This window comes from Streptococcus sp. FSL W7-1342 (assembly GCF_037966635.1).
GTDB lineage: Bacteria > Bacillota > Bacilli > Lactobacillales > Streptococcaceae > Streptococcus > Streptococcus salivarius_D.
The window spans coordinates 1,649,398-1,672,511 of record NZ_CP150200.1; the positions used below are offsets into that span (position 1 = coordinate 1,649,398).

Annotated in this window: 20 protein-coding genes; 2 read left to right on the forward strand and 18 right to left on the reverse strand. The window is 41.8% G+C overall.

Annotated features, from left to right (window positions below; genetic code table 11):
* Window positions 1-97: 97 nt before the first annotated feature.
* From NSQ79_RS07555 to NSQ79_RS07600, 10 genes are all read right to left on the reverse strand, one after another.
* On the reverse strand, window positions 98-1,024 hold the full coding sequence (locus NSQ79_RS07555) for an aspartate carbamoyltransferase catalytic subunit (RefSeq protein WP_002890256.1): 927 nt from the start codon (window positions 1,022-1,024) through the stop codon (window positions 98-100).
* A 24-nt stretch (window positions 1,025-1,048) separates the two neighbouring features.
* Window positions 1,049-2,326 (reverse strand): solute carrier family 23 protein, encoded by a 1,278-nt coding sequence (locus tag NSQ79_RS07560; protein WP_045769018.1) that lies wholly within the window; start codon window positions 2,324-2,326, stop codon window positions 1,049-1,051.
* A 189-nt stretch (window positions 2,327-2,515) separates the two neighbouring features.
* The gene (gene pyrR, locus NSQ79_RS07565) at window positions 2,516-3,037 is read right to left on the reverse strand and encodes a bifunctional pyr operon transcriptional regulator/uracil phosphoribosyltransferase PyrR (RefSeq protein ID WP_002886175.1); all 522 of its coding nucleotides are present in this window, start codon (window positions 3,035-3,037) and stop codon (window positions 2,516-2,518) included.
* 220 nt (window positions 3,038-3,257) lie between these two features.
* Window positions 3,258-4,148, reverse strand: a complete 891-nt coding sequence (locus NSQ79_RS07570; RefSeq protein ID WP_014633469.1) for an RluA family pseudouridine synthase — start codon at window positions 4,146-4,148, stop codon at window positions 3,258-3,260.
* Complete coding sequence (gene lspA / locus NSQ79_RS07575; RefSeq protein ID WP_175062547.1) at window positions 4,132-4,593, reverse strand: signal peptidase II; 462 nt, start codon at window positions 4,591-4,593, stop codon at window positions 4,132-4,134. The genes NSQ79_RS07570 and lspA overlap by 17 nt, the downstream gene beginning before the upstream one ends.
* Before the next feature lie 8 nt (window positions 4,594-4,601).
* Window positions 4,602-5,507: a LysR family transcriptional regulator gene (locus NSQ79_RS07580; RefSeq protein WP_149561215.1), complete on the reverse strand. Its 906-nt coding sequence runs from the start codon at window positions 5,505-5,507 to the stop codon at window positions 4,602-4,604.
* A 115-nt stretch (window positions 5,508-5,622) separates the two neighbouring features.
* On the reverse strand, window positions 5,623-6,861 hold the full coding sequence (locus NSQ79_RS07585) for a CD20-like domain-containing protein (RefSeq protein ID WP_175062546.1): 1,239 nt from the start codon (window positions 6,859-6,861) through the stop codon (window positions 5,623-5,625).
* 246 nt (window positions 6,862-7,107) lie between these two features.
* Entirely contained in the window at window positions 7,108-7,575 is a 468-nt protein-coding gene (locus NSQ79_RS07590; RefSeq protein ID WP_014633472.1) for a helix-turn-helix domain-containing protein, read from the reverse strand.
* Window positions 7,576-8,026: 451 nt separating this feature from the next.
* Complete coding sequence (locus tag NSQ79_RS07595; RefSeq protein ID WP_004183021.1) at window positions 8,027-8,191, reverse strand: hypothetical protein; 165 nt, start codon at window positions 8,189-8,191, stop codon at window positions 8,027-8,029.
* Between the two features lie 55 nt (window positions 8,192-8,246).
* On the reverse strand, window positions 8,247-9,605 hold the full coding sequence (locus tag NSQ79_RS07600; protein ID WP_175062545.1) for a hypothetical protein: 1,359 nt from the start codon (window positions 9,603-9,605) through the stop codon (window positions 8,247-8,249).
* A gap of 281 nt (window positions 9,606-9,886) precedes the next feature.
* Between NSQ79_RS07600 and NSQ79_RS07605 the strand changes: the two genes are divergently transcribed.
* Entirely contained in the window at window positions 9,887-10,645 is a 759-nt protein-coding gene (locus NSQ79_RS07605) for a peptidylprolyl isomerase (RefSeq protein ID WP_175062544.1), read from the forward strand.
* A 36-nt stretch (window positions 10,646-10,681) separates the two neighbouring features.
* Here NSQ79_RS07605 and NSQ79_RS07610 read toward each other — a convergent pair whose 3' ends face one another.
* Window positions 10,682-12,583 carry a beta-glucoside-specific PTS transporter subunit IIABC gene (locus tag NSQ79_RS07610; RefSeq protein ID WP_301357000.1) on the reverse strand — a complete coding sequence of 634 codons (1,902 nt, stop codon included), beginning with the start codon at window positions 12,581-12,583 and terminating at the stop codon, window positions 10,682-10,684.
* Between the two features lie 305 nt (window positions 12,584-12,888).
* Between NSQ79_RS07610 and NSQ79_RS07615 the strand changes: the two genes are divergently transcribed.
* Entirely contained in the window at window positions 12,889-13,524 is a 636-nt protein-coding gene (locus tag NSQ79_RS07615) for a nucleotidyltransferase (RefSeq protein ID WP_175062542.1), read from the forward strand.
* 70 nt (window positions 13,525-13,594) lie between these two features.
* On the opposite strand, the gene NSQ79_RS07620 is transcribed toward NSQ79_RS07615, so the two are convergent.
* From NSQ79_RS07620 to NSQ79_RS07650, 7 genes are all read right to left on the reverse strand, one after another.
* Entirely contained in the window at window positions 13,595-14,986 is a 1,392-nt protein-coding gene (locus tag NSQ79_RS07620; protein WP_301356995.1) for an amino acid permease, read from the reverse strand.
* A 168-nt stretch (window positions 14,987-15,154) separates the two neighbouring features.
* Window positions 15,155-15,412, reverse strand: a complete 258-nt coding sequence (locus NSQ79_RS07625) for a DUF896 family protein (protein ID WP_045769030.1) — start codon at window positions 15,410-15,412, stop codon at window positions 15,155-15,157.
* Between the two features lie 12 nt (window positions 15,413-15,424).
* Window positions 15,425-17,461 (reverse strand): glycine--tRNA ligase subunit beta, encoded by a 2,037-nt coding sequence (glyS, locus tag NSQ79_RS07630; protein ID WP_045769031.1) that lies wholly within the window; start codon window positions 17,459-17,461, stop codon window positions 15,425-15,427.
* A 208-nt stretch (window positions 17,462-17,669) separates the two neighbouring features.
* Window positions 17,670-18,587: a glycine--tRNA ligase subunit alpha gene (gene glyQ, locus NSQ79_RS07635; protein ID WP_002886077.1), complete on the reverse strand. Its 918-nt coding sequence runs from the start codon at window positions 18,585-18,587 to the stop codon at window positions 17,670-17,672.
* Between the two features lie 281 nt (window positions 18,588-18,868).
* On the reverse strand, window positions 18,869-20,113 hold the full coding sequence (locus NSQ79_RS07640) for a hypothetical protein (protein WP_339313465.1): 1,245 nt from the start codon (window positions 20,111-20,113) through the stop codon (window positions 18,869-18,871).
* Between the two features lie 105 nt (window positions 20,114-20,218).
* Entirely contained in the window at window positions 20,219-21,367 is a 1,149-nt protein-coding gene (gene nagA, locus NSQ79_RS07645; RefSeq protein WP_164332296.1) for an N-acetylglucosamine-6-phosphate deacetylase, read from the reverse strand.
* An 84-nt stretch (window positions 21,368-21,451) separates the two neighbouring features.
* The gene (locus NSQ79_RS07650) at window positions 21,452-23,083 is read right to left on the reverse strand and encodes a Na/Pi cotransporter family protein (RefSeq protein WP_049529410.1); all 1,632 of its coding nucleotides are present in this window, start codon (window positions 23,081-23,083) and stop codon (window positions 21,452-21,454) included.
* Window positions 23,084-23,114 lie beyond the last annotated feature (31 nt).

Genomic DNA, 23,114 nt, shown 5'->3' on the forward strand with positions numbered 1-23,114 from the left:
CAGAGAAGCTCTAGCCTCTAGAAAGATTTGTCTATTTTCCAAAGATTTAGCCCATGTTCTTTTTCGTCTGATTCTCTCAGGAATCGGTTAACGTTGTTTACGCTTTGCCATTTAAAATAGCTTCAATAATTGCCATACGGACAAAGACTCCGTTTTGCATCTGAGCAACGATACGAGCCTTAGGCGCCTCAACCAGGCTATCAGCAATCTCCACATCACGATTAACCGGAGCAGGGTGCATGATAATCGCCTGATCAGCTAACTTGGCATAACGTTCTTCAGTCAAACCATAGAGAGCATGGTAGTCTTCTTTTGAAAATCCTTTATCATCCCCATGACGCTCGTGCTGAACACGAAGCAACATGAGAACATCCAAGTCCTCAATGACATCGTCAATGGCCACATGCTGACCATAAACATCAAACTCATTCGAGTACCACTCTGCCGGACCAGCAAAATAAAGCTGAGCACCCAAACGCTTGAGAATCTGCATATTTGACTTGGCGACACGCGAATGCGTAATGTCACCTGCAATACAAATCTTAAGATTTTCAAAGGTTCCGAACTCTTCGTAAATGGTCATCAAGTCAAGCAAACACTGACTTGGATGTTGCCCTGAACCATCACCACCATTGACAATAGAGGTCTGGATGGTCCTACTATCAATCAACTGCTTGTAGTAATCGACTTCCGAGTGGCGGACCACACAGATGTCAACGCCCAAAGCAGACATGGTTAAGATCGTATCATAGAGGGTCTCACCCTTGTTCACCGAGCTAGTTCCAGCATCGAACTCAATCACATCCAGGCCAAGTTTTTTCTCCGCCACTTCGAAGGACTTGTGCGTTCGTGTTGAATTTTCAAAAAAGAGATTGGCAGCGAAATACTGTCGATCCAGCTGGAAGTCAGCTCTGCCATTTTTAAAATCTCCACCTCGACGAATCAGGCCCAAGACCTCTTCATTCGTGAGGGTTTCCATTGTCACCAAATGTTTCAGTGACACTTTTCCATCTGCAATCGCCATAGTTTTTCCTTTTAAATTGATTGACTAATCTTTGCTACCTTTTTTAGGATCTGGCAAGATTTGGTAAAGCAAGATACCAAGAATGGTTGAACTTGCCACACCCGTGATTTGAAGACCGCCAAGGTCAATCATCAAACCACCGATACCAGATACCAAGATAACACTAGCAATCAAGAGATTCTTTTTGTTATCAAAATCAATCTTATGTTCAACTAAAATTTTCAAACCGCTAGCAGCGATAACCCCAAAGAGGGCAATAGATAATCCGCCCAATACAGGAGTTGGAATAGAATGCAAGAGTGCTGATAGCTTACCAATAAAGCTCATCAAGACCGCAATCACTGCTGCGCCCGCAATAACGTAAACTGAGTAGACCTTACTGAGGGCCATAACCCCAATATTTTCACCATAAGAAGTTACCGGAGGAGCTCCAAAGAACCCAGCGATAATCTGTGCCAAACCATCACCAGTAAGGGTGTGGTCAAGTCCTGGATCTTTGAAGTAGTCACGCTCAGTCAAACTGTTTAGAACCATGACGTGACCAAAGTGTTCGGTCATCGTCACAAAGGCAATCGGAGCCATGGTCAAAATCGCACTTGGATAGAGCTTAAAGCTATAATCCACAAATGGAATATCAAAGTTTGGAACTTGAATCCAATGTGCCGCCGCTACCTCTGAGAAATTGATAAAACTATGTCCTGTCAGCAAACCAAGAACCGCTGAGAAAATATAGCCCACAATTAAACCAAGCAAAATTGGGATGACACCGACAATCTTCTTGCCATACATGTTAAAGAGGATAACCGCAAAGAGAGTGACCATCGAAATCAATAGAGCATAGATACTATAGCTTTTATTTAAAGTTGTCGCATCATTGACTGCATTGGCTGCAAGGTTCAAACCAATCACCATGATAATGGGACCAACCACGATTGGTGGAAGGACCTTATCAATCCAGTCTTTACCCGCATACTTAACAATCAGAGCCACAAGCAAGTAAACCAAACCACCAGCCATGGCACCTTGAGCGACCGCTGCAATTCCATCAGTCTTCATAAGTGTCTGCATAGCCGCAATATAGGCAAAGCTAGACCCCATGTAAGCTGGAATTTTGTACTTGGTCACCGTCAAGTGAGCCAAAGTTCCCAAACCAGATGAGAAAAGAGCAATAGCGGGATCAATCCCAACCAAAATCGGCACAAGCACCGTCGCACCAAACATGGCAAACAAGTGCTGGAATGACAAACCAACCAATAAACCAGGTTTTGGCATATCATTCACATCATATTTTACGTTATTCACGATATCAAAGGACTCCTTAAATTAAGATACAAAGGGACGCTTTGGCTTAGCCAAACATTTCTGTAGAAAAATAGGAAGTCGACACCGCACTCCCAAGAGTGCTAGGAGACTTATCTTTTTTCCTAAGAAATGAGTCCCGTGTTCAATTAACAAGATACAAAGGGCGTTTCACCCTATCTGTCAGCCAACTTAGCTTGGGTCAATAATGTTGACGCTATCTTTGCCATCAACTTCTGCGACCAAAACTTCAATTTCTTCTGACTCACTAGTTGGGATATTTTTACCAACATAGTCCGCACGGATTGGCAATTCACGGTGACCACGGTCAACCAAGACAGCCAAACCAACACGCGCTGGACGTCCATGGCTAACGATATTGTCAATAGCTGCACGAATCGTACGACCTGTGTAAAGCACATCATCCACAAGGATAACATCTGTTCCATCAATTTCAATAGGGAAAACAGATGTGTCTTGTTCAGCCTTAACATCATCACGGAAAGCCTTAGTATCAAGCTCAATCAATGGCACATCAAGGTTTTCCAACTGTTTCAAGCGCTCTTGAATACGCTGTGCAATATAAACACCACGTGTCTTAATACCAGCCAAGACAATCTTGTCGAGATTTTTGTTACGTTCAATAATCTCATAAGTGATACGTGTAATGGCACGTTTCATGGTTACGTCATCGACGATCTCTTTTTTCTTCATAAAAAGAACCTTTCTAAATACAAAAAAATCCCCTCGAAAACAAGGAGATACACAAAAATATGAGTACAGTTCACCCGTACACTTCTCATGGCTCCTTGCCTGCCTCTCTGGACAGTGATTAAAGGACTTATTTAATTAGGTAAATTATAGCAAATTTCAGACTCTTTTACAAGAAAAAAACGGACGCCCCTCCCAAGAAAGACTATCCGTTTAATAACTGTTAAGCTTCTCTCAACTTCTCCAAGGTTTCCTTGAAAATAGCAGGTTCTTCCGCTGTAAATTTGACCAATTCTCCAGTCGTAGGATGTGTGAAACCAAGAGTCTTAGCATGTAGAAATTGTCCAGGGCCCTTGAGGGTCTTGCGTGGCCCATAAAGAGGATCTCCCGCCACCGGGTGACCAATATAAGCCATGTGCACACGAATCTGGTGTGTGCGACCTGTTTCTAGCTGCAACTCTACCAACGTATAGTTGCCAAAACGTTCAAGAACGGTAAATCGTGTTACTGCAGGTTTTCCTTTAGCTGTAACTGCCTGCTTCTTACGATCCTTGGCTGAGCGCCCAATCGGAGCCTCAATCACGCCTCGATCGTTAGGTAGATTGCCATGCACGATAGCCACATACTTACGAAGGGACTTCTTATCCTTAAGCTCAGCCGCCAAAGCATTGTGGGCCTTATCATTCTTAGCGATCATAAGGAGACCAGACGTGTCCTTGTCGATACGGTGGACAATCCCTGGACGAACCACACCATTGATAGACGAGAGGTCCTTGACATGATACATCAGAGCATTGACCAAGGTACCAGACGTGTGACCAGCTGATGGATGGACAACCATGCCTTGAGGCTTGTTGACCACTGCCACATCCGCATCTTCGTAGATAATATCCAAAGGAATATCTTCAGCCTTGTATTCCAAGACCTCTTCTTCTGGCAATTCATAGGTGATGACATCACCCTCTTTAACCGCATACTTGGCCTTTGCCGACTTACCATTAACCAAGACCGTTCCAGCCTTAATCGCTTCATTAGCCTGACTACGTGACAATTCTGTCAAATCTGCCAAAGCCTTGTCCAGACGGTTTCCCGCCTCTTTAATGATGACTTCCATTTTCCTCTTTCCATAAGATTAAAATCAAGAGCAGTACGCCCACCGTTAGATAGGAGTCTGCCACGTTAAATATTGCAAAATCAATAAAATCAAGCTGAACCATATCAACCACGTAACCCAAGTGCACACGATCGATAAAGTTACCAATACCACCTGAGATGATCAAAACCAAAGATAGCACCAGCCAAAGACTCTTCTGGTAATTCTTAACCAGATAAACCATAGCCGCACCAATCACTAGAACCGTCAAAATCACAAAGAAATATTTCTGATCCTGTAAAATGGAAAAGGCAGCACCACGGTTCTGTAGATAGGTTAAGCTGAAAAATCCAGGAATAGCCTTGATAACTTGGTTAAGGGCAATATTTGCCACAACCCAATGCTTAACCCACTGATCCAAACCAATCAGAGCCAGAATAGCCAAAGGAATCGCAACCTTACGCATAAGTCCTCCTATGGTTTGTAAGTATCAAAGTAGTCAAACATAACATTGACAAACTTGAGAGCACAAGATGACAAGTTAATCCCCTTACGACGGACATAAACCATCTTGTTATCCAAATTATCCTCAAGGGGAATAACCGTAATCCCGTTCACACTTTGTGCATCCAAGAAACCAGATCCCGTCGCATAGGCATCCGTACGTTCCAAGATACCGTTCAAGGTCGCACGGTCTGTCACGTTAAACATCAGAGACGAATCTGACGTATCCACAAAGTTTTCAGAATAGTAAAGATACTCGTCCTTCTCCTGAGTGAAACGCACTGCTGGCAAGGCCGCCAAGTCCTCCATGACAAGACTTTCTTTTTTAGCCAGAGGATGCCCCTTACGGAGATAAATATGCGTCTTAAACGGAATCAAATCAATAGCTTCAAGCCCAAGCTTGTCCATATTTTGCTGGATTCCCTTGCTATTTTGACGATTCAAATAGATAATCCCAATCTCACTGTGCCCCTTGGCTACCTCATCCAAAATCTGAATGGTCGTAGACTCAAAGATACGGAAATCCTTATAATCAGGATAACGCTCTGAAAAAGTCGTAATCAAAGGTGGCAAAAAGTCATAGTGCTGGCTGGCAATCGAAAACTGGTTGCCCTTTTCAGAAGCATTAAGATAGCGATTTTCAAAACTATCAAAACTGCGTACCACCTCAAGCGCACGCTCGTAAAAAGTCATGCCCTGACTGGTCAAGACAGCCCCCGTCGTTGTACGGGTGAAAATTTGGAAATTCAGCTCCTGCTCCAAATCCTTGATAGCCACCGAAAGGCTAGGCTGACTCACAAAGAGCTTGCTGGCTGCCTCACGGAAGGTTCCGCTGTTGGCAATGGCTACGACATAACGTAGTTGTTGTATGTTCATGTGTGACACTTCTTTCTTGAAAAATCAATCAATGCTATTATACCAGATTTTATCCTCTTTTGTTGATACTAAAAAGCTCAGGCAACCCTGAGCTTGAATTCATTAAAAAGTAGTCTTATTCGTCTGATTTGTCTGTCAAGAAGTACTCGTTTTCACGTTTGTCATAGTCGAAGGTCAAACGAACAGCATCTACCTTACCACTTTCTGGATTATAATCACGGTAGCTAAGACTGACTGACTGAGTGAGATCGCCTTGTTCAGTTTGTGTCATTTCATGATAAGTGAAGCTAGCCTCTGGGTGTTTTTCAACCACCTCAGAAAGTCGTGTCCCCTTGAGCAAATCAGCTTGTGTACCTACAGACAACTTTTCATAGTCATCTTTTGTCCAGTTGCTATGATAGTCATCAACTTCTTTGACCTTATCATAGTCGAAGGTTGCTGAGGCAGATTTCAAAACATAGACACCGTCTTTTTTCTCGAAAGTCAAACGAACATAGTTGTTCCCATCTGTGTTTTCTTTTCTATAGGTAAGATCTAGCAAATCTGGTTTATCTTCCTCGTAAGCATCACTATACTCGGCATCAGTCGCCTTACCGTGAGCATCCAAGACCTCATCCAATGTCAAAGTACCAACCTTCAACTCCTTAAACTGATCCTCAGTCCAGTCAAACTTATTATTCTCATCGATATACAGATAAGCTCTATCGTGACCGTCACTTTGGAACTGCTCAGCATGGTTCATGACATATTTCACCGCTTGATAACCTGCTCCAGCAAGCGAAGTCATAAAGAAGATGATTGACATGACTAGGGCAATAATAGATAGTGCCTTGCGTGTCGACTTCAGACTCAAAACCAAAGTCACAATAGCTAAAATGATAAGGAAGAAGGCAAGGAAAGTAAAGACAAAACCGATAGGAAGCGTCCAAGACAAAATGACAAATAGAATCCCCAAAACTAGGATAATGATTGGCAAAGCAATATTAACAAAAGCATTGTTCTTGGTTACTTTTGGTTTGTAATAAGGGTTTTCCAAAGGTATCTGACTTGCCTTTGGAGCTTCTTTTTCTTGCTCTTTCTCCATATTCAACTCAGGCATTAGCTTAGGAGCTTCCTCCTCTAATGCCACCTGAGCCTCGTCTGGTTGCGTATCTGCTACTGAGTCAGCTGACACCTCTTCAGTAGCTTCAGAGCTATCCACCTGCTGAGCCTCAACCTGCTCAGACACTTGGACACTTGGTTCCTCCGAAGCAATGACAAAGCTCTCTTTCTTAGCTTCCATAAACTCCTCAGGACTTGGTTTACGTCCATTGACGTCCTCAAAGTGACGCACCCATTCTTCTCTAGTTGCCATAGCCGACTCCTTTATCTCTTTTTCTTTATTTTATCATACTTTAATCTGGTCTTATGAAAATAAGGTCGGATATAAGAGAGAATTTTTTGAGACTACCTTAGGTGCTTAAGCGACAAGCCATCTCATGAAAATAGACGAAAGAAGAAAAGAAACTGCACCTAAAAGTAAGATTTTTTCGATCACACTTTTTGGGGCAGTTCAATATTAGTAAGAGTAGTTTTTATATTTATATGTATAGTTATGTATCTAGTCCTTTTTAATCTCCAAACTAAGCTTATAAAAACTATAAAGGCTATAAGCAATTGCAATGATCCCCAAGAAACCAAAGTATACATTATCCTTTAAACTCTTCATATAAATCCCAATTATTATAAAGAGAAGGGTATTGATCAAAATGACTAATCTTTTATTTTCTATCTTGCCTATTTTAAGTACCAATAGTCTAATAATAAGTATCGATGGAGAGAATAAAACGGCAATTATTGTAAGTAAAAATTTTTTTCTGCTAATTAAATTAGCTTTAATGTCTTTTTGAGATTCTTTTTCAATATTCATCTCTTTAAATAATAGTTCCAGTGAAACATTATCAGGTTCACTTTTTCCTAATTCCCATTTAGAAATCGTCTGACGAGTAACAAATACTTTATCTGCAAGTTCTTGCTGAGTCATACCTGTTTTAATTCTATATTCTTTAATCAACGTAGCAATGTCCATTTTAATACCCCTAGCTTATTTCTATTCTTTGATAAAAGGCTCTGCTAACAAAATTGCTATTACTATTATATAGAGAGGATGTTTATAAATAAAGTAAGTAGCAACGAGTAATAGAAACAATAACATTCTCGTAACCCACGGATATCTGTTTGATAAACTGACCAATAAATTAACTAAAGGTTTCAGTATCAACCCCATTAATCCAAAAGTAAGCACCTATATAAAATTAGTTTTGTTTTTCTTAATAAATTGTAACATTAAGAATACCTCCTCAGATTTGTTACTTTAAATTTATCAAGACCCATGACTAAAAGCACGCAACGAATAGTAAAATATGCGCAACGTCCTTAGAAACTAGGATGCAACGCTCCAAGTCATTACGCAACGAGGAGAATAGTACCTCTTAAAAGTACGAAATGGTAGTACATTAGAACCTAAAGGCAGTAAAATTTTACAATACTACAAAAGACATGGCAATAGAGAAGAAATAAATAACAATTGAAGTGATAAACAAGCCAATAAATCGTTTCCAGCTCCCTTTTTGATTGAGCTTGTCTACAGTTTCCTTAGTGACAAGAGACTGGCTTTGCTCGAATGTATAATTTAAGAATTTCAATAGCTTTCTCCTTCTATCAAGAAAAAACAGGAAGGTTTCCCCTCCTGTCCCTTAATTAATCCTCATCTGGACCTGATTTATAAGTAAGGTAGAATGTATCTTCACCTTCTTTGGTATCAAATGACAAGTAAACACTCTTGAGTTTGCCATCTTCAGCCTTATAATCACTATAAGAAATAGTCATTTCTTTTGTGAATTCACCTTGACGAGATGTTGAAATCGTGTATTCTGCACTTGAAGCTTTAGGGTGATCCTTAACGACATCTTCAAGTTTCGTACCATTTGATGGATCAGTGTAATCACCCTTATTGAGAGCATCAAACTGTTCTTTTGTCCAATCAGATTTATAAGACTTATCAACTTCTACCTTATCTTGAGGGAATCTACCTGAAGCATATGACAAGATAAATGTACCATCATATTGTTTCGTAAAGGTTAGGTAAACACTTTCACCATAGTCTTTACCAGAGTATGTCAACTTCAACTCATCACCTGACACCTCAGCATCTGACGCCTTACCGTATGTTTTAACGATTGATTTAACAGTGTCTTTACCTGCTTTCAACTTCTTGAACTTAGATTCATTCCAATCAAATTTAGCATTTTTGTCAATGTAGTCGTTGACATCAGTACTATCACCTTTTGAGTCTGATTTTGAATCGCTGTTGTCATCTTTCTTGTCAGCGTCATCGTCGTCTTTATCAGCAACTTTTGATGTCTTGCTTGAGCTTGTGTTGTTGCTAGCATTTTGAGAGATTTGGAAAATCAAACCACCAATAGACACAAAGAGCATGAGACCAGCAACACCTGTTGCAATGATTGAAAGCAATTTCTTGCTTGATTTAAGGCTAAAGACAAGCGAAACAACTGCTACCGCAACTGCGAGGACTGTCAAGATGATGAAGACCCAAGCAGGACTTACAAACCATGCCAAGATTGCAAAGATTAATGAAAGTGCAATCGCAACGATTGGCAAGATAAGATTGAAAAGAGGTTTATCTGCTGAGCCAGCTGCTGCTGGATTAGGAACTGTTCCAAATCCCTGAGCTGAAGAGATAGGTGCCTTTTCAAACATGCTTGAATCAAATTGTGGTGTTGGTTGTTGCACAGGTGCTTCTGAGAAAGATTCTGCACCAAATGGTGATTCACTACTTGCTTGTTCTGCGACAGCATCTTCAGCTGTTTCAGCCACATCTGCGATATCATCTTGTTCTGTGACTTCTTCAGTAGCAACTGGTTCTGGAGCTACTTCTTCAGCAACAGGTTCATTAGCTGGTGCTTCTACAGATGCTGCTTGAGCAGCCAAAGCACTTGTATCAAAGTCAGCTGCTTTAGCATCCAAAAATTCTTGGGGGCTAGGCTTACGCCCGTGTACCGACTCAAAGAGTTCAGCCCATTCTGCTTTAGTTGACATAAAAATCTCCTTTTTTCAAGAAATCCAAACAAGAGGTCACTTCAGCTTAGCGAAGTTTTCTATAGTTAGGATTTAGACACCTATCTCTGATAAGAGCAAGTAGCATGCGTCCCTTCAAAAGCCAGGCATAGCCTAAGGCAACCTTTTCCCTCTATCTAGTCCCATTGTTCATTTTCTTGTTGATAATCCCATTCTACCATATTTAAAGACCCCTGTTAACCGTTTCCCAAAAGGTTTTTTTCTGCTACAATAGTAGGTATAATGCACCAAAGGAGTTATATATGAAAAACATTAAAAAGTACATTCCATTAATTATTGTACTTGTTATCGCAGGCCTAGGTTTTGCCTTTCGTGAGAACATCGCACGCGCCGTTCGTGGAGATGCTTATGTTGATAATAAGATATTCACTAAACAATTAGAAAAAGCCCAAAAATCTGGAAAAGATGCCTTCCCACAGTTGTCAGATAAGGTCGGTAAGGACGAAGCTGAAGTTATCCTCCATACTTCAAAGGGTGATATCACAGTCAAACTCTTCCCTACACTTGCTCCTAAGGCTTCTGAAAACTTCTTGAAACATGCCAAGGACAAATACTATGATGGACTTACCTTCCACCGTGTCATCAAGGACTTCATGATTCAAAGTGGTGACCCTAAGGGTGACGGTACTGGAGGAGAATCTATCTGGAAGAAGGGTTTCGCTGTTGAGCCTACACCATTCCTCTACAACATCCGTGGCGCACTTGCTATGGCCAATACTGGTGCTAAGAATTCAAACGGCAGCCAATTCTACATTGTTCAAAACAAGGACGATCAAAGCAAGCAACTAGGAAATGCCGGCTATCCAAAACCTATCATTGACGCCTACAAAAAAGGCGGTTACCCAGCTGGTGATACCAAATATACTGTCTTTGGACAAGTCATCAAAGGCATGGATGTCGTTGATACCATTGCTAACCTTGAAGTCAATGACAACAGCAAACCAAAAGAAAATGTAATGGTTAATTCCGTTGAAGTTGTTAAAGACTACAAATTCAAATAAACAAAAATCCGAGAAGTTGATTCTCGGATTTCTTTTTTATTTAACAGCAGTGAGGAGATAGTCACCAGTGTTAACACGAGCTTCTTTAGTCGTTAAGACATCATCAAAGTCAGCTGTATTGGTCACAATAACTGGCGTGATAACTGGTAATTTAGCCTCTCGGATAGTTGCTAGGTCAAATTCTATAAGTTTTTGCCCTGCTTCTACAACTTCACCTGCTTCCACATAGGTCTTGAAGCCTTTACCGGCAAGAGAAACAGTGTCCATGCCAATATGAATGAGAAGCTCTGCACCATTTTCAGTTGTCAAACCAATCGCATGTCCAGTAGGGAAGACTAAATTAACGGTTGCCTTAGCTGGTGTGACAACCACCCCATCAGTAGGGTCAATAGCGATACCCTTACCCATAGCTCCTGAGGCAAAGACTTGGTCAGGAACTTGGTCAAGTGGGACAACATTCCCGATAATTGGGCTCGCAATAATTTCTTGTTGAATTTCCTTAGGAGCAGGTACAGCTTCTTCAGCTTTTTCCTCAACCTTAGCTGCTCCACCACCGTATAGATTTGGTACTCGTACAAAGAGTTGGATAAGGAAGGATACAAGAGCACCCACAATGGCAATAATAATTGCAAGAGTGACTTTGCTAAGACTACCATCAGGACCAATCAAAGTTGGGAAGACGAAGATACCCATAGCACCTGCTGAATACATTGGAATATTGAATCCCATCATCGCAGCTCCAAGGAACCCTGAAACTACACATGAGATATAGAATGGGACTTTCATCGGAAGGGTCACCCCATAGATAGCAGGTTCTGTAACCCCAAAGATTGATGAAATGAAGGCTGGCATAGAGATGGTACGCACTTTGTCTTCTTTTGTCTTAAGCATGATAGCTCCTAGAACCCCTGTTTGCGTGAAACATGGAAGAAGAGCAGCAAGCAAAATCGTAGAATGACCTTTAGTCGTAACTTCAAGGATACCAAGTGGAACAAGTGCCCAGTGCATACCAAACATAACAAGAATTTGCCAGAGAACACCAAGGACAAAACCGTAAACGACTGGACTGAATCCCATAATTGCTTGGAACACATTAGTCAATAGGTCTGAGAAGCTATTAGCAAGCGGACCTACAACCAAGAAAGTCAATGGCACTGTAATCAGTAATGTAAAGAAAGGTACCGCAAAGACTTTAATGACATCAGGAGTAATCTTGGTAAAGAATTTTTGAATGTAGGAAGCCACCCAAATTGCCAAGATAGAAGGCATTACTGTTGATAGGTACCCCCCTGCAGGAAGCGTAAACGGAATAACCCCTAGAACATGACCTTGACCTGCCTTTTGAAGAGCTGTCACTAGCGTAGCAATATCAGGATAAACAAGTGCTCCTGCAATCGCAATAGCTGTAAACTCATTAACCTTGAAACGACGAGCTGAAGTCAAGGCAATCAAGATTGGCAAGAACTGGAAGAAACCATCCCCCGCCGCATTAAGGATGACATACATAGGACTTGTCGCAGCTGACAGGCCACATGCTGCCATGATAGCGACTACCCCTTTGATAATCCCGGCTGCAGCCAATGGACCAAGGAAAGGTTGGAAAATACTTGATACCAAAGATACAAAGCGGTCAAAGAGATTTCCCTTTGGTGCATCCCCCTCATCAAGATCAATACTTCCACCTGCTGGAAGACCTCCAACTTGGAGAACCTCCGCATAAACATCAGGCACATGGTTACCGATAACTACCTGATATTGTCCACCTGCCTTAACAACAGTAACAACTCCGTCACGGTTCTTAAGGTAGTCATCATCTGCTTTAGATTCATCTTTCAAATCAAAGCGCAAACGTGTCACACAGTGTTTCAAGCTATTAACATTTTCCTTGCCACCAACGTGTTTGAGAATGTCCTCAGCTAATTCAGTATATTTAGCCATAAGGGCTCCTTTCTTGTCTAGGATCCTAGTTTTCTTTGAGGCTTTTTCAACGAAAAAAACCTAAATAAATACCAAGAACCAATCGGGATGAGCATACACTACTCCCATTAGTTTTTCGTATTTATCTAGGTTTTGCCTGCTGACCAGTAACAATCCTTTTGCTATGGTTCTATCTTATCAGAGTTCAAATATTTTTGCAAGCCCTTACAAAAATATTTTTGTTTTTGGGGGTAAAATCTTGACCAAGATTATAAGTCATGATAAACTATTGTTAGTTTATAAACTAACAGAAAGAGAGTTACACGATGAAAACAAGAGCAATTATTGAATTTAAAGACACATACGCTAGTATGGAATGCCACGAGCTTGGTTACCAAACCAAGGAAACGGCCTTGGCTATTATTTCTCCCACTGGACATATTCTATCAAGTACACCGCTTTTCAGAAAGGCATATGGTTCAAACACTGCTCACATCAACCAGCTTCCTTTCAATATAGATGATCTCAGTATCACAGCAAAAGGTCTCAGTAAAAAAGCTAAAGCCAACTTGGAAGATTGGATTGCCCATACTATCATTCTTCCAATGGACTATGATAAGTACTTTACTAAGCATCAAGAACTTTTGCACCTCTTAGCAGAGTCACCAATCGTCGAGTCTGTCCAAGCTTTAACTTATAAGACAGTTAAGATTCATTTTTCCGAAGCCCTCAATGATGAGCATAGTCGCCAACTGCAAGGGTTTATTCTTGCTCAGGCAGGTATCTATAGCTATATTGGGACATCTACAGTTTCAGATCGAAATGCCTACCAGGCTCTTGAATGGGCTAAACTTGATGTTAATGGTCGTTCACACAACGATCATAAGCCTGCTATTTTCCATCGTAGCAAGGGCCTCTTAGGTGGCTTCTTTCACCATGGAAACCAAGAAAGTATTGCATAAATAGTTACTGGGACACCTTGTGTCCTTTTTTTGCAACAAAAAACTCACCATAAAGGTGAGCTAAATTGATTTATTTACTGTGTTTCCAGTTACTATAGATACTAAATACGACAATCCAGATGGCTGCCCCAATAGCTCCGACAACTGTTGACTTTTGCAAGAAGAGACAAACAAAGACGAAGATGAAGAAAAGGATAGTCAATGGATTAAGAATCTTGTAGGCTGGCATAAGGAATCCATCTGCCATAAACTCTTGAGATTTGCGGTACTTGAGATGAGCAAGCATGGTCAAGATATAGATGGCAATGTAGACCCCTGATGATGATGCGGTAATCAAAGCGAAGGCATCAGATACACCAGGCAAGACATTGATGAAGGCTGAAACACATACTACAATAGCTGAAACAATGATGGCACGTGAAGGAATACCATTACGTGACAAAGTATCTAGCTTCAAAGCTTTCATGACTTTACTATTTGGTGTTTCCTTAGCAATTTGGAAAAGGTGACGACCTGTAGAGTAAAGTGTTGAGTTCAATGATGACGCCGCTGCTGTCAAGACTACAAAGTTAATGAAGGCTGCTGCCCACTTGATACCAGCCATTTGGAAGACCGTTACGAACGGTGATTCATTAACTGGAAGTTTTTGCCATGGGAAGATAGCCATGATGGCAATGAGGGCACCCACATAGAAGATGACAATACGAATCGGAATCTCCTTGATTGCCTTTGGTAAAACCTTACGTGGATTTGCTGTCTCAGAAGTTGTAATCCCTACAAATTCGATGGCTTGGTAAGCAAAGAAGACCATTTGGAAGGTCATAACAAAGCTTACCCAACCTTTAGGGAACATCTGGAAGCCGTGTGTAATATTGGCAAGGCTAGCATGTCCAGCAGGCGTTTCAAAGTTGGTTGCTACCATGAAGATACCTGTTGCGATAAGAGCTAGAATAGTGACAATCTTGATCATCCCAAACCAAAACTCAACTTCTCCGAAAATCTTAACCGCAATCAGGTTAACCGAACTCAGGATAATCAAGAAGACAATCTGAATCTGCCAGGCAGGCCAACTTGGGAACCAATATTGGACATAAGTTGATACGGCCGTAATTTCTGCCATTCCAAGGAATATCAGTGATACCCAGTAAGACCAACCCGAAAAGAATCCCCAGCCCTTACCAAGGTATTTGGTAATAAAGTTGATAAAAGTGTGCTGGTCAGGATCCATATAGAGCATCTCACCGATCGCTCGCATCATAAGATACATGAAGATACCAGTTAGTATATATACTAAGATAATTGAAGGTCCTGTTAGGGAGAGAGAACGCCCTGCCCCTAGGAAGAGACCTGTACCGATGGTACCAGCGATGGCAATCAGCTGGACGTGACGGTTTTGAAGACCACGTACCATCCCATTCTCAGTCTGGTTGTCGTCGTCTTTATGATGTTGCTTTTGCGACATTTTTTTCACTCCAATTCTATTGAGCACGACTCATTGAATCATGCCATTTTTTAACATAACTTATATTTTACCATTTTTGAAATAATTGGTCAATTTTATACAGAATATTCAGAATTTTATACTTCAAAACAAGGGCTTGGAAAAATTCCAAACCCTTGTTCATCGTTATTATGATTCAGGATCATCAAGGCTACGGCCATGCAAACCTTTTTCACGTTGTATTTGACGTAGTTTTTCAGGTGTCACATCGTTACCCTCTTCGTCAACGACTTTAATTCCTTCGATATGATGTCGAACCGAACGACGATAACCTTCAATGTATTCTTCACGAAGTTTTGCTTGTTCCACTGCTTCTTCTGGAGTCAAACCTTCTGTTTTCTTCTTTTTAGCAAGCTCATTGATACGAGCAATTTTTTTAGGATCCATTCCCTTTCACCTCTATTTTGTGTTCAATTGGTTGAAGGCTGCAACAGCATTAGCTTTAGACACAAGACCTGCAAGAAGGGCCAAACGGTTGTTTTTAACAGCCTCATCTTCTGCCATAACCATAGTATTGTCAAAGAAGGCATCGATGACTGGGCTAAGAGCGAAGAGCTGTGCCAATTTGTCACTTGCTGAACCTGTCAATTCAAGCTCTTCAATCGCTTTAGCAAGGGCTTTTTCTTGGTCGTTTTCAAAGAGACTAGCATCGACTGTCACTGAAGCATCCGCTTTTTCTGCCAAGTTGAAGGCACGAGAAAGTGACTCAACAGCTGACTTATAGCCATCAGCCTTAGCAGCTTCTGAGAGGGCGTCAGCTGCTTCAAGCATATCAGCCACGACAAAGTTTGAACCAGCAAGAACGGCTTCTTTGATATCTTTTGAAGTGCGTCCCATCATCTTGTCCACACGCGCTTTGATGAAGTTGATGACTTCTGCTTGATTGTCATATGAAAGACTATCAAATGAAAGTCCGTAAAGGCTGTCAATCAACTCATCCATAGGGATATGCCAACCAAAAGCATCCAAGATACGAACAATCCCTTGTGTTGCACGACGAAGCGCATAAGGGTCATTTGAACCTGATGGAATTAAGCCAACTGAGAAGAATGAAAGTAGGGTATCCAATTTATCTGCAAGCGCAAGGATAGCACCAACCTTAGTCTCTGGAAGAGCTCCGTCTGCTGAATCAGGAAGGTAGTGCTCACGGATAGCTGTCGCTACCGCAGCATCTTCACCAGCGAGAAGGGCGTATTTTTCACCCATGATTCCTTGCAATTCATCGAACTCTCCGACCATACCAGTCAAGAGGTCAAATTTGTAGATTTCAGCTGCACGAGCTACGGCTGCTGTTTCTTCAGCAGTCAAACCAGCTTGCTCAGCTAGTGACGCTGCAATAACACCCGCACGAGCCATGTGTTCTGAAAGAGAACCGATTTTTTCATGGAAGGTTACGTTAGCCAATTTAGCAACGAGGTCTTCAATCTTAAGTTTTTGGTCTTCACGCCAGAAGAATTCACCATCTTCAAGACGTGCCACCAATACTTTTTCATTTCCTCGGATAACATTTTCCAAGTGCTCAGCGTTACCATTACGGACTGAGATGAAGTTTGGTTTAAGTTTACCATCAAGGTCACGTACAACAAAGTAACGTTGATGTGTTTCCATTGAGGTAACCAAAACTTCTTCTGGAACGTCCAAATATTTAGTGTCAAAACTTCCCATAAAGGCAGTTGGGTATTCGACCAAGTTCAAGACTTCATTCAAAAGTCCCTCTTCGATTTGAACTTGAACACCTTGTTCTGCTTCGATAGCCTTGATTTGCTCACGAATCATATTTTCACGTTCTTTGCTATCCGCAATCACGTAAACGGTACGAAGGTCTTCTTCATAAGAATCCGCATTAGTAATTTCCACTTCATGTCCAAGGAAACGGTGTCCACGACTCACACGACCTGACTTGATATCCAAGAAATCAAGGTCGAGCGCTTCGTCGCCCAAAAGAACTGTCAAGGTGTGAACTGGGCGAATGTATTCAAATGTATTGTTAGCCCAGTGCATGCTGACAGGGAAGGTCAATGAAGCAAGCACTTCTGGAACGCCAGCCAAGACTTCTTTAGCTGGTTTTCCAGCTTCGTGCTTAGTGACATAAACGTACTCTTCACCTTTGACTTCACGGAATTCAATATCATCAACCGTCAAGCCTTTCCCACGGACGAATCCTTGTGCCGCTTTTGAGAAGTTTCCATCTGCATCCAAGGCAATTTTCTTAGAAGGTCCTTTAAAATCTTCGGTCAAATCAGATTGTTGATCAGCCAAACCAATCACACGGACTGCCAAACGGCGTGGTGTTGAAAAAGTTTGAATGCTTTCGTATGAAAGACGGTTGTCATCCAAGAAGGCTGCCATTTTCTCACCGAGTTGTTTTTCACTTGGTGTGACAACGTAGGCTGGCAACTCTTCAAGTCCTAGTTCTACTAATAAGTTTTTTGTCATGTTTTTTCTCCGAAAAATATCTTTTTTTCCAGTTTGCCTTATGTGATTGGCACGCAAGCAACCGACTTCGTCGTTTCATTGCTAAAATTGGAGCCTAAGGTCTCCAATTTTGCCTGGTATCGTTAGTTTCTCTAACGATACCTTTATCACTGCGGCAACTGGTTCTTTAGGATTGCTCGATCAGCCAATCCCATCTAATACGCTCTCGTTATTCTTCCTCTTCTGCTAGGAGTTTTGCGCGTGTGGCTTCGTCAAGAAGTGGGTAACCAAGTTTCTTACGTTCTGCGACGAAGGTTTTGGCTACGACACGGGCCAAGTTACGGATGCGGGCAATGTAACCGGCACGTTCTGTAACGGATACTGCTCCACGAGCATCAAGCAAGTTGAAGGTATGTGAACATTTCAAAACGTAGTCATAGGCCGGGTGAACAAGACCCAATTCCAAAGCACGTCCTGCTTCTTTTTCAAATTTTTCGAAGTTTTCAAGAAGCATATCTTGGTCAGAAACTTCAAAGCTGTATTTTGAGTGTTCATATTCTGGTTGAAGGAAGATTTCTCCGTATTTAACGCCTGGAGCCCACTCAATATCGTAAACAGAATCTACTTCTTGGATGTAAGAAGCCAAACGTTCCAATCCGTAAGTGACCTCAGAAGTTACCGGACCAGTTGCCAATCCCCCAACTTGTTGGAAGTAGGTGAACTGAGTGATTTCCATACCATCAAGCCAAACTTCCCAACCAAGACCAGCTGAACCAGTTGATGGGTTTTCCCAGTTATCTTCAACGAAACGGATATCGTGTTCCAAAGGATTGATACCCAATTTTTCCAATGACTCAAGGTAGAGTTCTTGGATGTTTGATGGTGATGGTTTCATCACCACTTGGAATTGGTGGTGTTGGTAAAGACGGTTTGGGTTTTCTCCGTAACGTCCATCAGCTGGACGACGTGATGGCTCTACATAAGCCGCATTCCATGGCTCGGGACCAATAGCACGAAGGAAAGTGTAAGGACTCATTGTTCCCGCACCTTTTTCATTATCATAAGCCTGCATGAGCATACAACCCTGGTCATTCCAGTATTGCTGCAAAGTAAGGATGATTTCCTGGAAAGTCAATTTTTTAGACATTATTTACTCCTTATTCATAAAGTTTCTTGTGACTCAGGATACAAAAAGAACCGTGTCTCTGCTCCTAAGTCGTTTGACCTAGGGGCGTCAGAAACGCGGTTCCACCCTAATTTATTACTTCATTTTATCTGTTTGTACTCAGCTCTTTACTGAGAGAAAGCGCCACTTGCCTACTTTGCTCTACTTGGCTTTCACTATCCCAAGCTCGCTAGAAAAACGCCATAAGCCCTTCTTTCTTGTCAGTATTATAGCAGAAATAGAGAAACTTGTAAAATAAAATCCTAATCCTTCTCACTGATTCCCATTTCCTGACGAACATGTGCATGGCTATCTTCACGGAGAATGTCATTATCAATAATTGAGGCTTCTCGAAGTTCTTTGGCCTTTTTCTTGTCCTGATGGGTTAAATCTTGATTGGGATCATAAGCTTTCTCAACGATAGACAAAAGATGATTTCGAATTTCCTTTTCCTTACGAATTTTGGCTTTTTTGCGGTAGCTAGCCACAACCAGCACAACCAACATCAGCATTCCCAGATAACCGATAATAGGATACATAACCGCTACCAGTTGACGGAAGCCCATGAAGGAAATAGCGAAACCAGCAAGGGCAAATGCAACCACAAACAACTTGAAGCGCTTATCACTACCTGCTGAGAAACGTTTCCCAAGGGCATAGTAAAGACTAAAGACGGTATTAAAAATCAAGCCAAAGATGACCAAGGCATAGAGCGTCGCAAAGATAGGGGTCACTTCCTTAGCAATAGCCAACATAGGAACATCCGAGCTAGCAATTTTATCACTGTTAGCAAAGAGAATCAAGGTCGTGACGAAGAAAATCACACCAACCATAAATCCTCCCCAGGCTCCACTCTTTTCAGCTTCATTGATTTTGAGAATAGAGCCACCCATCACAAAGGCCATGGCTATTGCTGACATGACACAAACGGCAAAATAGTTAACCACTGACAGCCAGATACTCGGAAAAGGAGATTGAATGGTTTGCGATACCTTATCCATCTCAGCAAAATCCCAGTGACGCCCTATAACATTGGTCACAAATATCATGGCAATCATAACCAGAATCATAGGGGTAAAAACTCCAATAACACCGATGATTTTTTTGAAATCTAGGAAACTCACAAAGATAGTCAGAGCTGTACAAAGGAAAGCACCTACCCAAATCGGAAAGCCGAACTGTTGGTTTAGGTTAGCCCCTGCACCTGCTGTCATCACAAAACCAAACAGGAAACAAGTGATAATCAAAGCGATATCCAAAATACGGCAAATCACAGGATGACTGATTTCTGCCAGGACTACCGAATGATCATCTGAACGGTAATAACTTCCCAGAGCAATCATGAGTCGCCCAAAGCCAACATGCAAAACTCCTAGAACTATGACACCTATCAACCCCCAGGCTCCAAAACTAACAAAATACTGTAAGAGGTCCTGTCCTGAAGATACTCCTGCACCAATCATTACACCGACATAGGCCAGAGCAATGCTCCAAATACGTTTTGACATATTACCTCCTGTCAAATACAAAGTATTTCTATTTTACACTACTCTTAAACCTTTGTAAAAATCAACTAAAAATAGCACCTTCTACAGAAAGTGCTACTTAAACTGTTACTTTTCCCAACCTTTTCGTCCATCAATATAGGTTGCTTGTAAGTCCAAGGAGTCATCTAAGACGATAAAATCAGCTGGTAGACCTGCTTTTAGGCTTCCACAAGTATTTTCAATCCCAACCGATTTAGCTGGAACACTGGTTGCCATTTGTAGAGCTTGAGCAACCGTCGCAAGTCCCCAGTCAACCACATGTTTGACACCGTCTTTAAGTTGTAGGATAGATCCAGCTAGATTACCACCTTCTTTGAGACGGGCGGTACCATTTTCGACGATGACAGGAAGTTCACCCAGCATATAATCGCCATCAGGACGTCCTCCCGCTGACATACAGTCTGTAATAAGGGCAACTCCTTGAGGAGTCTTTTGCTTGATAAGAACCTTACAAGCTGCAGGGACCACATGATGACCATCAGCGATCAACTCACCAATCGTTTCTGGACTATCGAAGGCTGCCCCAACCATACCAGGCTCACGATGCGTAAAACCACGCATTCCGTTATAGACGTGGACCCAAACGGACGCCCCGGCTTCCACTGCTGCCATAGCTTCTTCATATGTGGCATCGGAATGACCTAGAGCAATAGTTACACCTTGCTTGGTTGCTTCCTGGATAAATTCAGCTACTCCCTCACGTTCAGGGGCAAGAGCCAATTTAATCAATTTGCCTTGAGCTGCCTCCTGCCACGCCTTCAATTGTTCCACACTTGGATTGTCCATGTATTTAGGATTTTGAGCCCCCTTATAGGTTTCAGTGAAATAAGGTCCTTCAAAGAAGAGCCCTTGAATTTTGGCACCAGTTTCCTTACCAACCGTATTAGCTGTTGTTTGGCAAATAGCCTTCAGCTCTTCAAATGGGGCTGTTAGGGCTGTCGGTAAGAAGGAGGTCACACCTGCTGAAAGCAAGGCTTGACTCATACCTAGAAGACTTTCCTCAGAATTATCCATGACATCATAACCCGCAAATCCATGAATATGAGTATCTACAAGACCCGGAGCAATCTGATAATTACTGTAGTCCAGTATTTCTGCACCTTCTGGTACATTTTCCGTCCAGTCACCGAAACGGCCATCCACAACCGCTAGGTAGCCACCTTCCTTGATTTTATTTTCAAAATAAAAACGTTTGGCTGAAATATAATAGGTCATAGGACCACCTCTCATCATTTTTCTATATTCTTAATACGCTTTCATTATATCAAAAAAGCCGAGAAATTATCTCGACTTTCTCTATTAAATCACACCTTCTGTAACCTTTTCAACAAGGTTAATCGCATGGTCTGCGATACGTGTGTAATGTGAGAGGTAATCAACATAGTTGATACCTGCTTGCGCAGTACATTCACCATTGTTAAGACGTTTGGTATGTGTTTTACGCAATTGTTTTTCAAGTTTTTCCAACTCTTCATGACGAAGGATGACTTGACCTGCAAGTACCTTGTCATCATCTACAACCACACGAATACTATCAAGGGCGATGCGGTGAGTACGGTTGTAAACATCCGCAAGCTCAGCCTTGGCAGTATCAGAAAATTCAATTCCCTTATTATGAATGTGTTGTGAAAGGTTTGCACTTGCAACTGCAAGGTCACCAATGCGCTCCAAGTCACGAACAGAGTCAAGCACACTTGCCAACACTTCATTTTCAGAAACGCTTAGAGATTCGTTAGAGATGTCAATCAAGTAAGTTGTCAACTCTTCGTCAATACTATTAACTGCTGTTTCATACTTCTCAACCTTATCGAAGTATTTCTCATCTCCCTTAGCAAAGAAAGCATAGGAAGCTTCCAAAGACTGGATGGCGTATGACGCCAAGTGTACCAATTCTTTCTTAGCATTACCAAGGGCAATAGCTGGTGCTTGTGTAATAAGCAAACGGTCCAAGTAGAGTGCTTCGTACTTGTTAATCTCATCTTCACCAGGAATAATCTTAGTTACAAGGTAAGCTAGAACTCCGATGAATGGGAATTGAACGATAGTATTTGCAATGTTAAAAGTACCGTGAGCAAAGGCGATAGTCATCTCTGGTGTCAAACCAAGCACAGATTTAAACCATTGAATCAAGGCTGTGAATGGTACCAAGAGAATCAAACACAAGACCGTCCCAATAACATTGAACAGGACGTGAGCCCCTGCCACACGTTTAGCTGCAATGTTTGAACCAAGAGCAGCTAGAACCGCTGTGATAGTTGTTCCGATATTATCCCCAAAAAGGATTGGAAGGGCACCTTGCAGGTCAAGCAAACCACCTGAGTAGAGACTCTGAAGAATACCGATAGTTGCTGCTGATGACTGAATCAACATGGTCAAACCAGCACCAATGATAACCCCCATGATTGGACGATTACCGAGTGTCGCCAAGTAGTCCTTAAAGGCTGTAACTGACTTCAAAGGCTCAACCGCATCTCCCATAAGGTTAAGGGCAAAGAAAATTCCCCCAACACCAAACAAGATACGACCTAGGTTATTGAGCTTCTTATTGCTTGTAAAGAAGAGAAGCGCAGCCCCCAGGAAAATCACTGGAAGGGCATAGTCACCAAGCTTGAAACCAATCATGAAGGAAGTTACGGTTGTACCGATGTTTGCCCCCATGACAATCCCAATAGCCTGACGAAGACTCAAGAGCCCTGCCGAAACCAGACCGACGACAATAACGGTAACCCCTGAACTCGATTGAATCAAGGCCGTCATGACAATACCAATCAAAACCCCTAAAAACGGGTTGCTGGTATACTTATCGATGTAAAAGCGCAACTTATCTCCGGCTGCTTGTTGAAGACCATCTCCCATGTACTTGATACTAAAGAGGAAAAGCCCCAAACCACCGAGGAAAGAAAACGCAATATCTTGCCAATTTACTGACACATTTTTGTCCTCATTATTTAAAAATTTTCGG

What these genes read in the sequence shown, in the direction of transcription:
- NSQ79_RS07555 (WP_002890256.1), bottom strand. Translation starts at nt 1,024, where the DNA reads ATGGCGATTGCAGATGGAAAAGTGTCACTGAAACATTTGGTGACAATG.
- pyrR (WP_002886175.1), bottom strand. Translation starts at nt 3,037, where the DNA reads ATGAAGAAAAAAGAGATCGTCGATGACGTAACCATGAAACGTGCCATT.
- NSQ79_RS07570 (WP_014633469.1), bottom strand. Translation starts at nt 4,148, where the DNA reads ATGGAAGTCATCATTAAAGAGGCGGGAAACCGTCTGGACAAGGCTTTG.
- lspA (WP_175062547.1), bottom strand. Translation starts at nt 4,593, where the DNA reads ATGCGTAAGGTTGCGATTCCTTTGGCTATTCTGGCTCTGATTGGTTTG.
- NSQ79_RS07580 (WP_149561215.1), bottom strand. Translation starts at nt 5,507, where the DNA reads ATGAACATACAACAACTACGTTATGTCGTAGCCATTGCCAACAGCGGA.
- NSQ79_RS07585 (WP_175062546.1), bottom strand. Translation starts at nt 6,861, where the DNA reads ATGGCAACTAGAGAAGAATGGGTGCGTCACTTTGAGGACGTCAATGGA.
- NSQ79_RS07590 (WP_014633472.1), bottom strand. Translation starts at nt 7,575, where the DNA reads ATGGACATTGCTACGTTGATTAAAGAATATAGAATTAAAACAGGTATG.
- NSQ79_RS07600 (WP_175062545.1), bottom strand. Translation starts at nt 9,605, where the DNA reads ATGTCAACTAAAGCAGAATGGGCTGAACTCTTTGAGTCGGTACACGGG.
- NSQ79_RS07605 (WP_175062544.1), top strand. Translation starts at nt 9,887, where the DNA reads ATGAAAAACATTAAAAAGTACATTCCATTAATTATTGTACTTGTTATC.
- NSQ79_RS07610 (WP_301357000.1), bottom strand. Translation starts at nt 12,583, where the DNA reads ATGGCTAAATATACTGAATTAGCTGAGGACATTCTCAAACACGTTGGT.
- NSQ79_RS07615 (WP_175062542.1), top strand. Translation starts at nt 12,889, where the DNA reads ATGAAAACAAGAGCAATTATTGAATTTAAAGACACATACGCTAGTATG.
- NSQ79_RS07620 (WP_301356995.1), bottom strand. Translation starts at nt 14,986, where the DNA reads ATGTCGCAAAAGCAACATCATAAAGACGACGACAACCAGACTGAGAAT.
- NSQ79_RS07625 (WP_045769030.1), bottom strand. Translation starts at nt 15,412, where the DNA reads ATGGATCCTAAAAAAATTGCTCGTATCAATGAGCTTGCTAAAAAGAAG.
- glyS (WP_045769031.1), bottom strand. Translation starts at nt 17,461, where the DNA reads ATGACAAAAAACTTATTAGTAGAACTAGGACTTGAAGAGTTGCCAGCC.
- glyQ (WP_002886077.1), bottom strand. Translation starts at nt 18,587, where the DNA reads ATGTCTAAAAAATTGACTTTCCAGGAAATCATCCTTACTTTGCAGCAA.
- NSQ79_RS07640 (WP_339313465.1), bottom strand. Translation starts at nt 20,113, where the DNA reads ATGTCAAAACGTATTTGGAGCATTGCTCTGGCCTATGTCGGTGTAATG.
- nagA (WP_164332296.1), bottom strand. Translation starts at nt 21,367, where the DNA reads ATGACCTATTATATTTCAGCCAAACGTTTTTATTTTGAAAATAAAATC.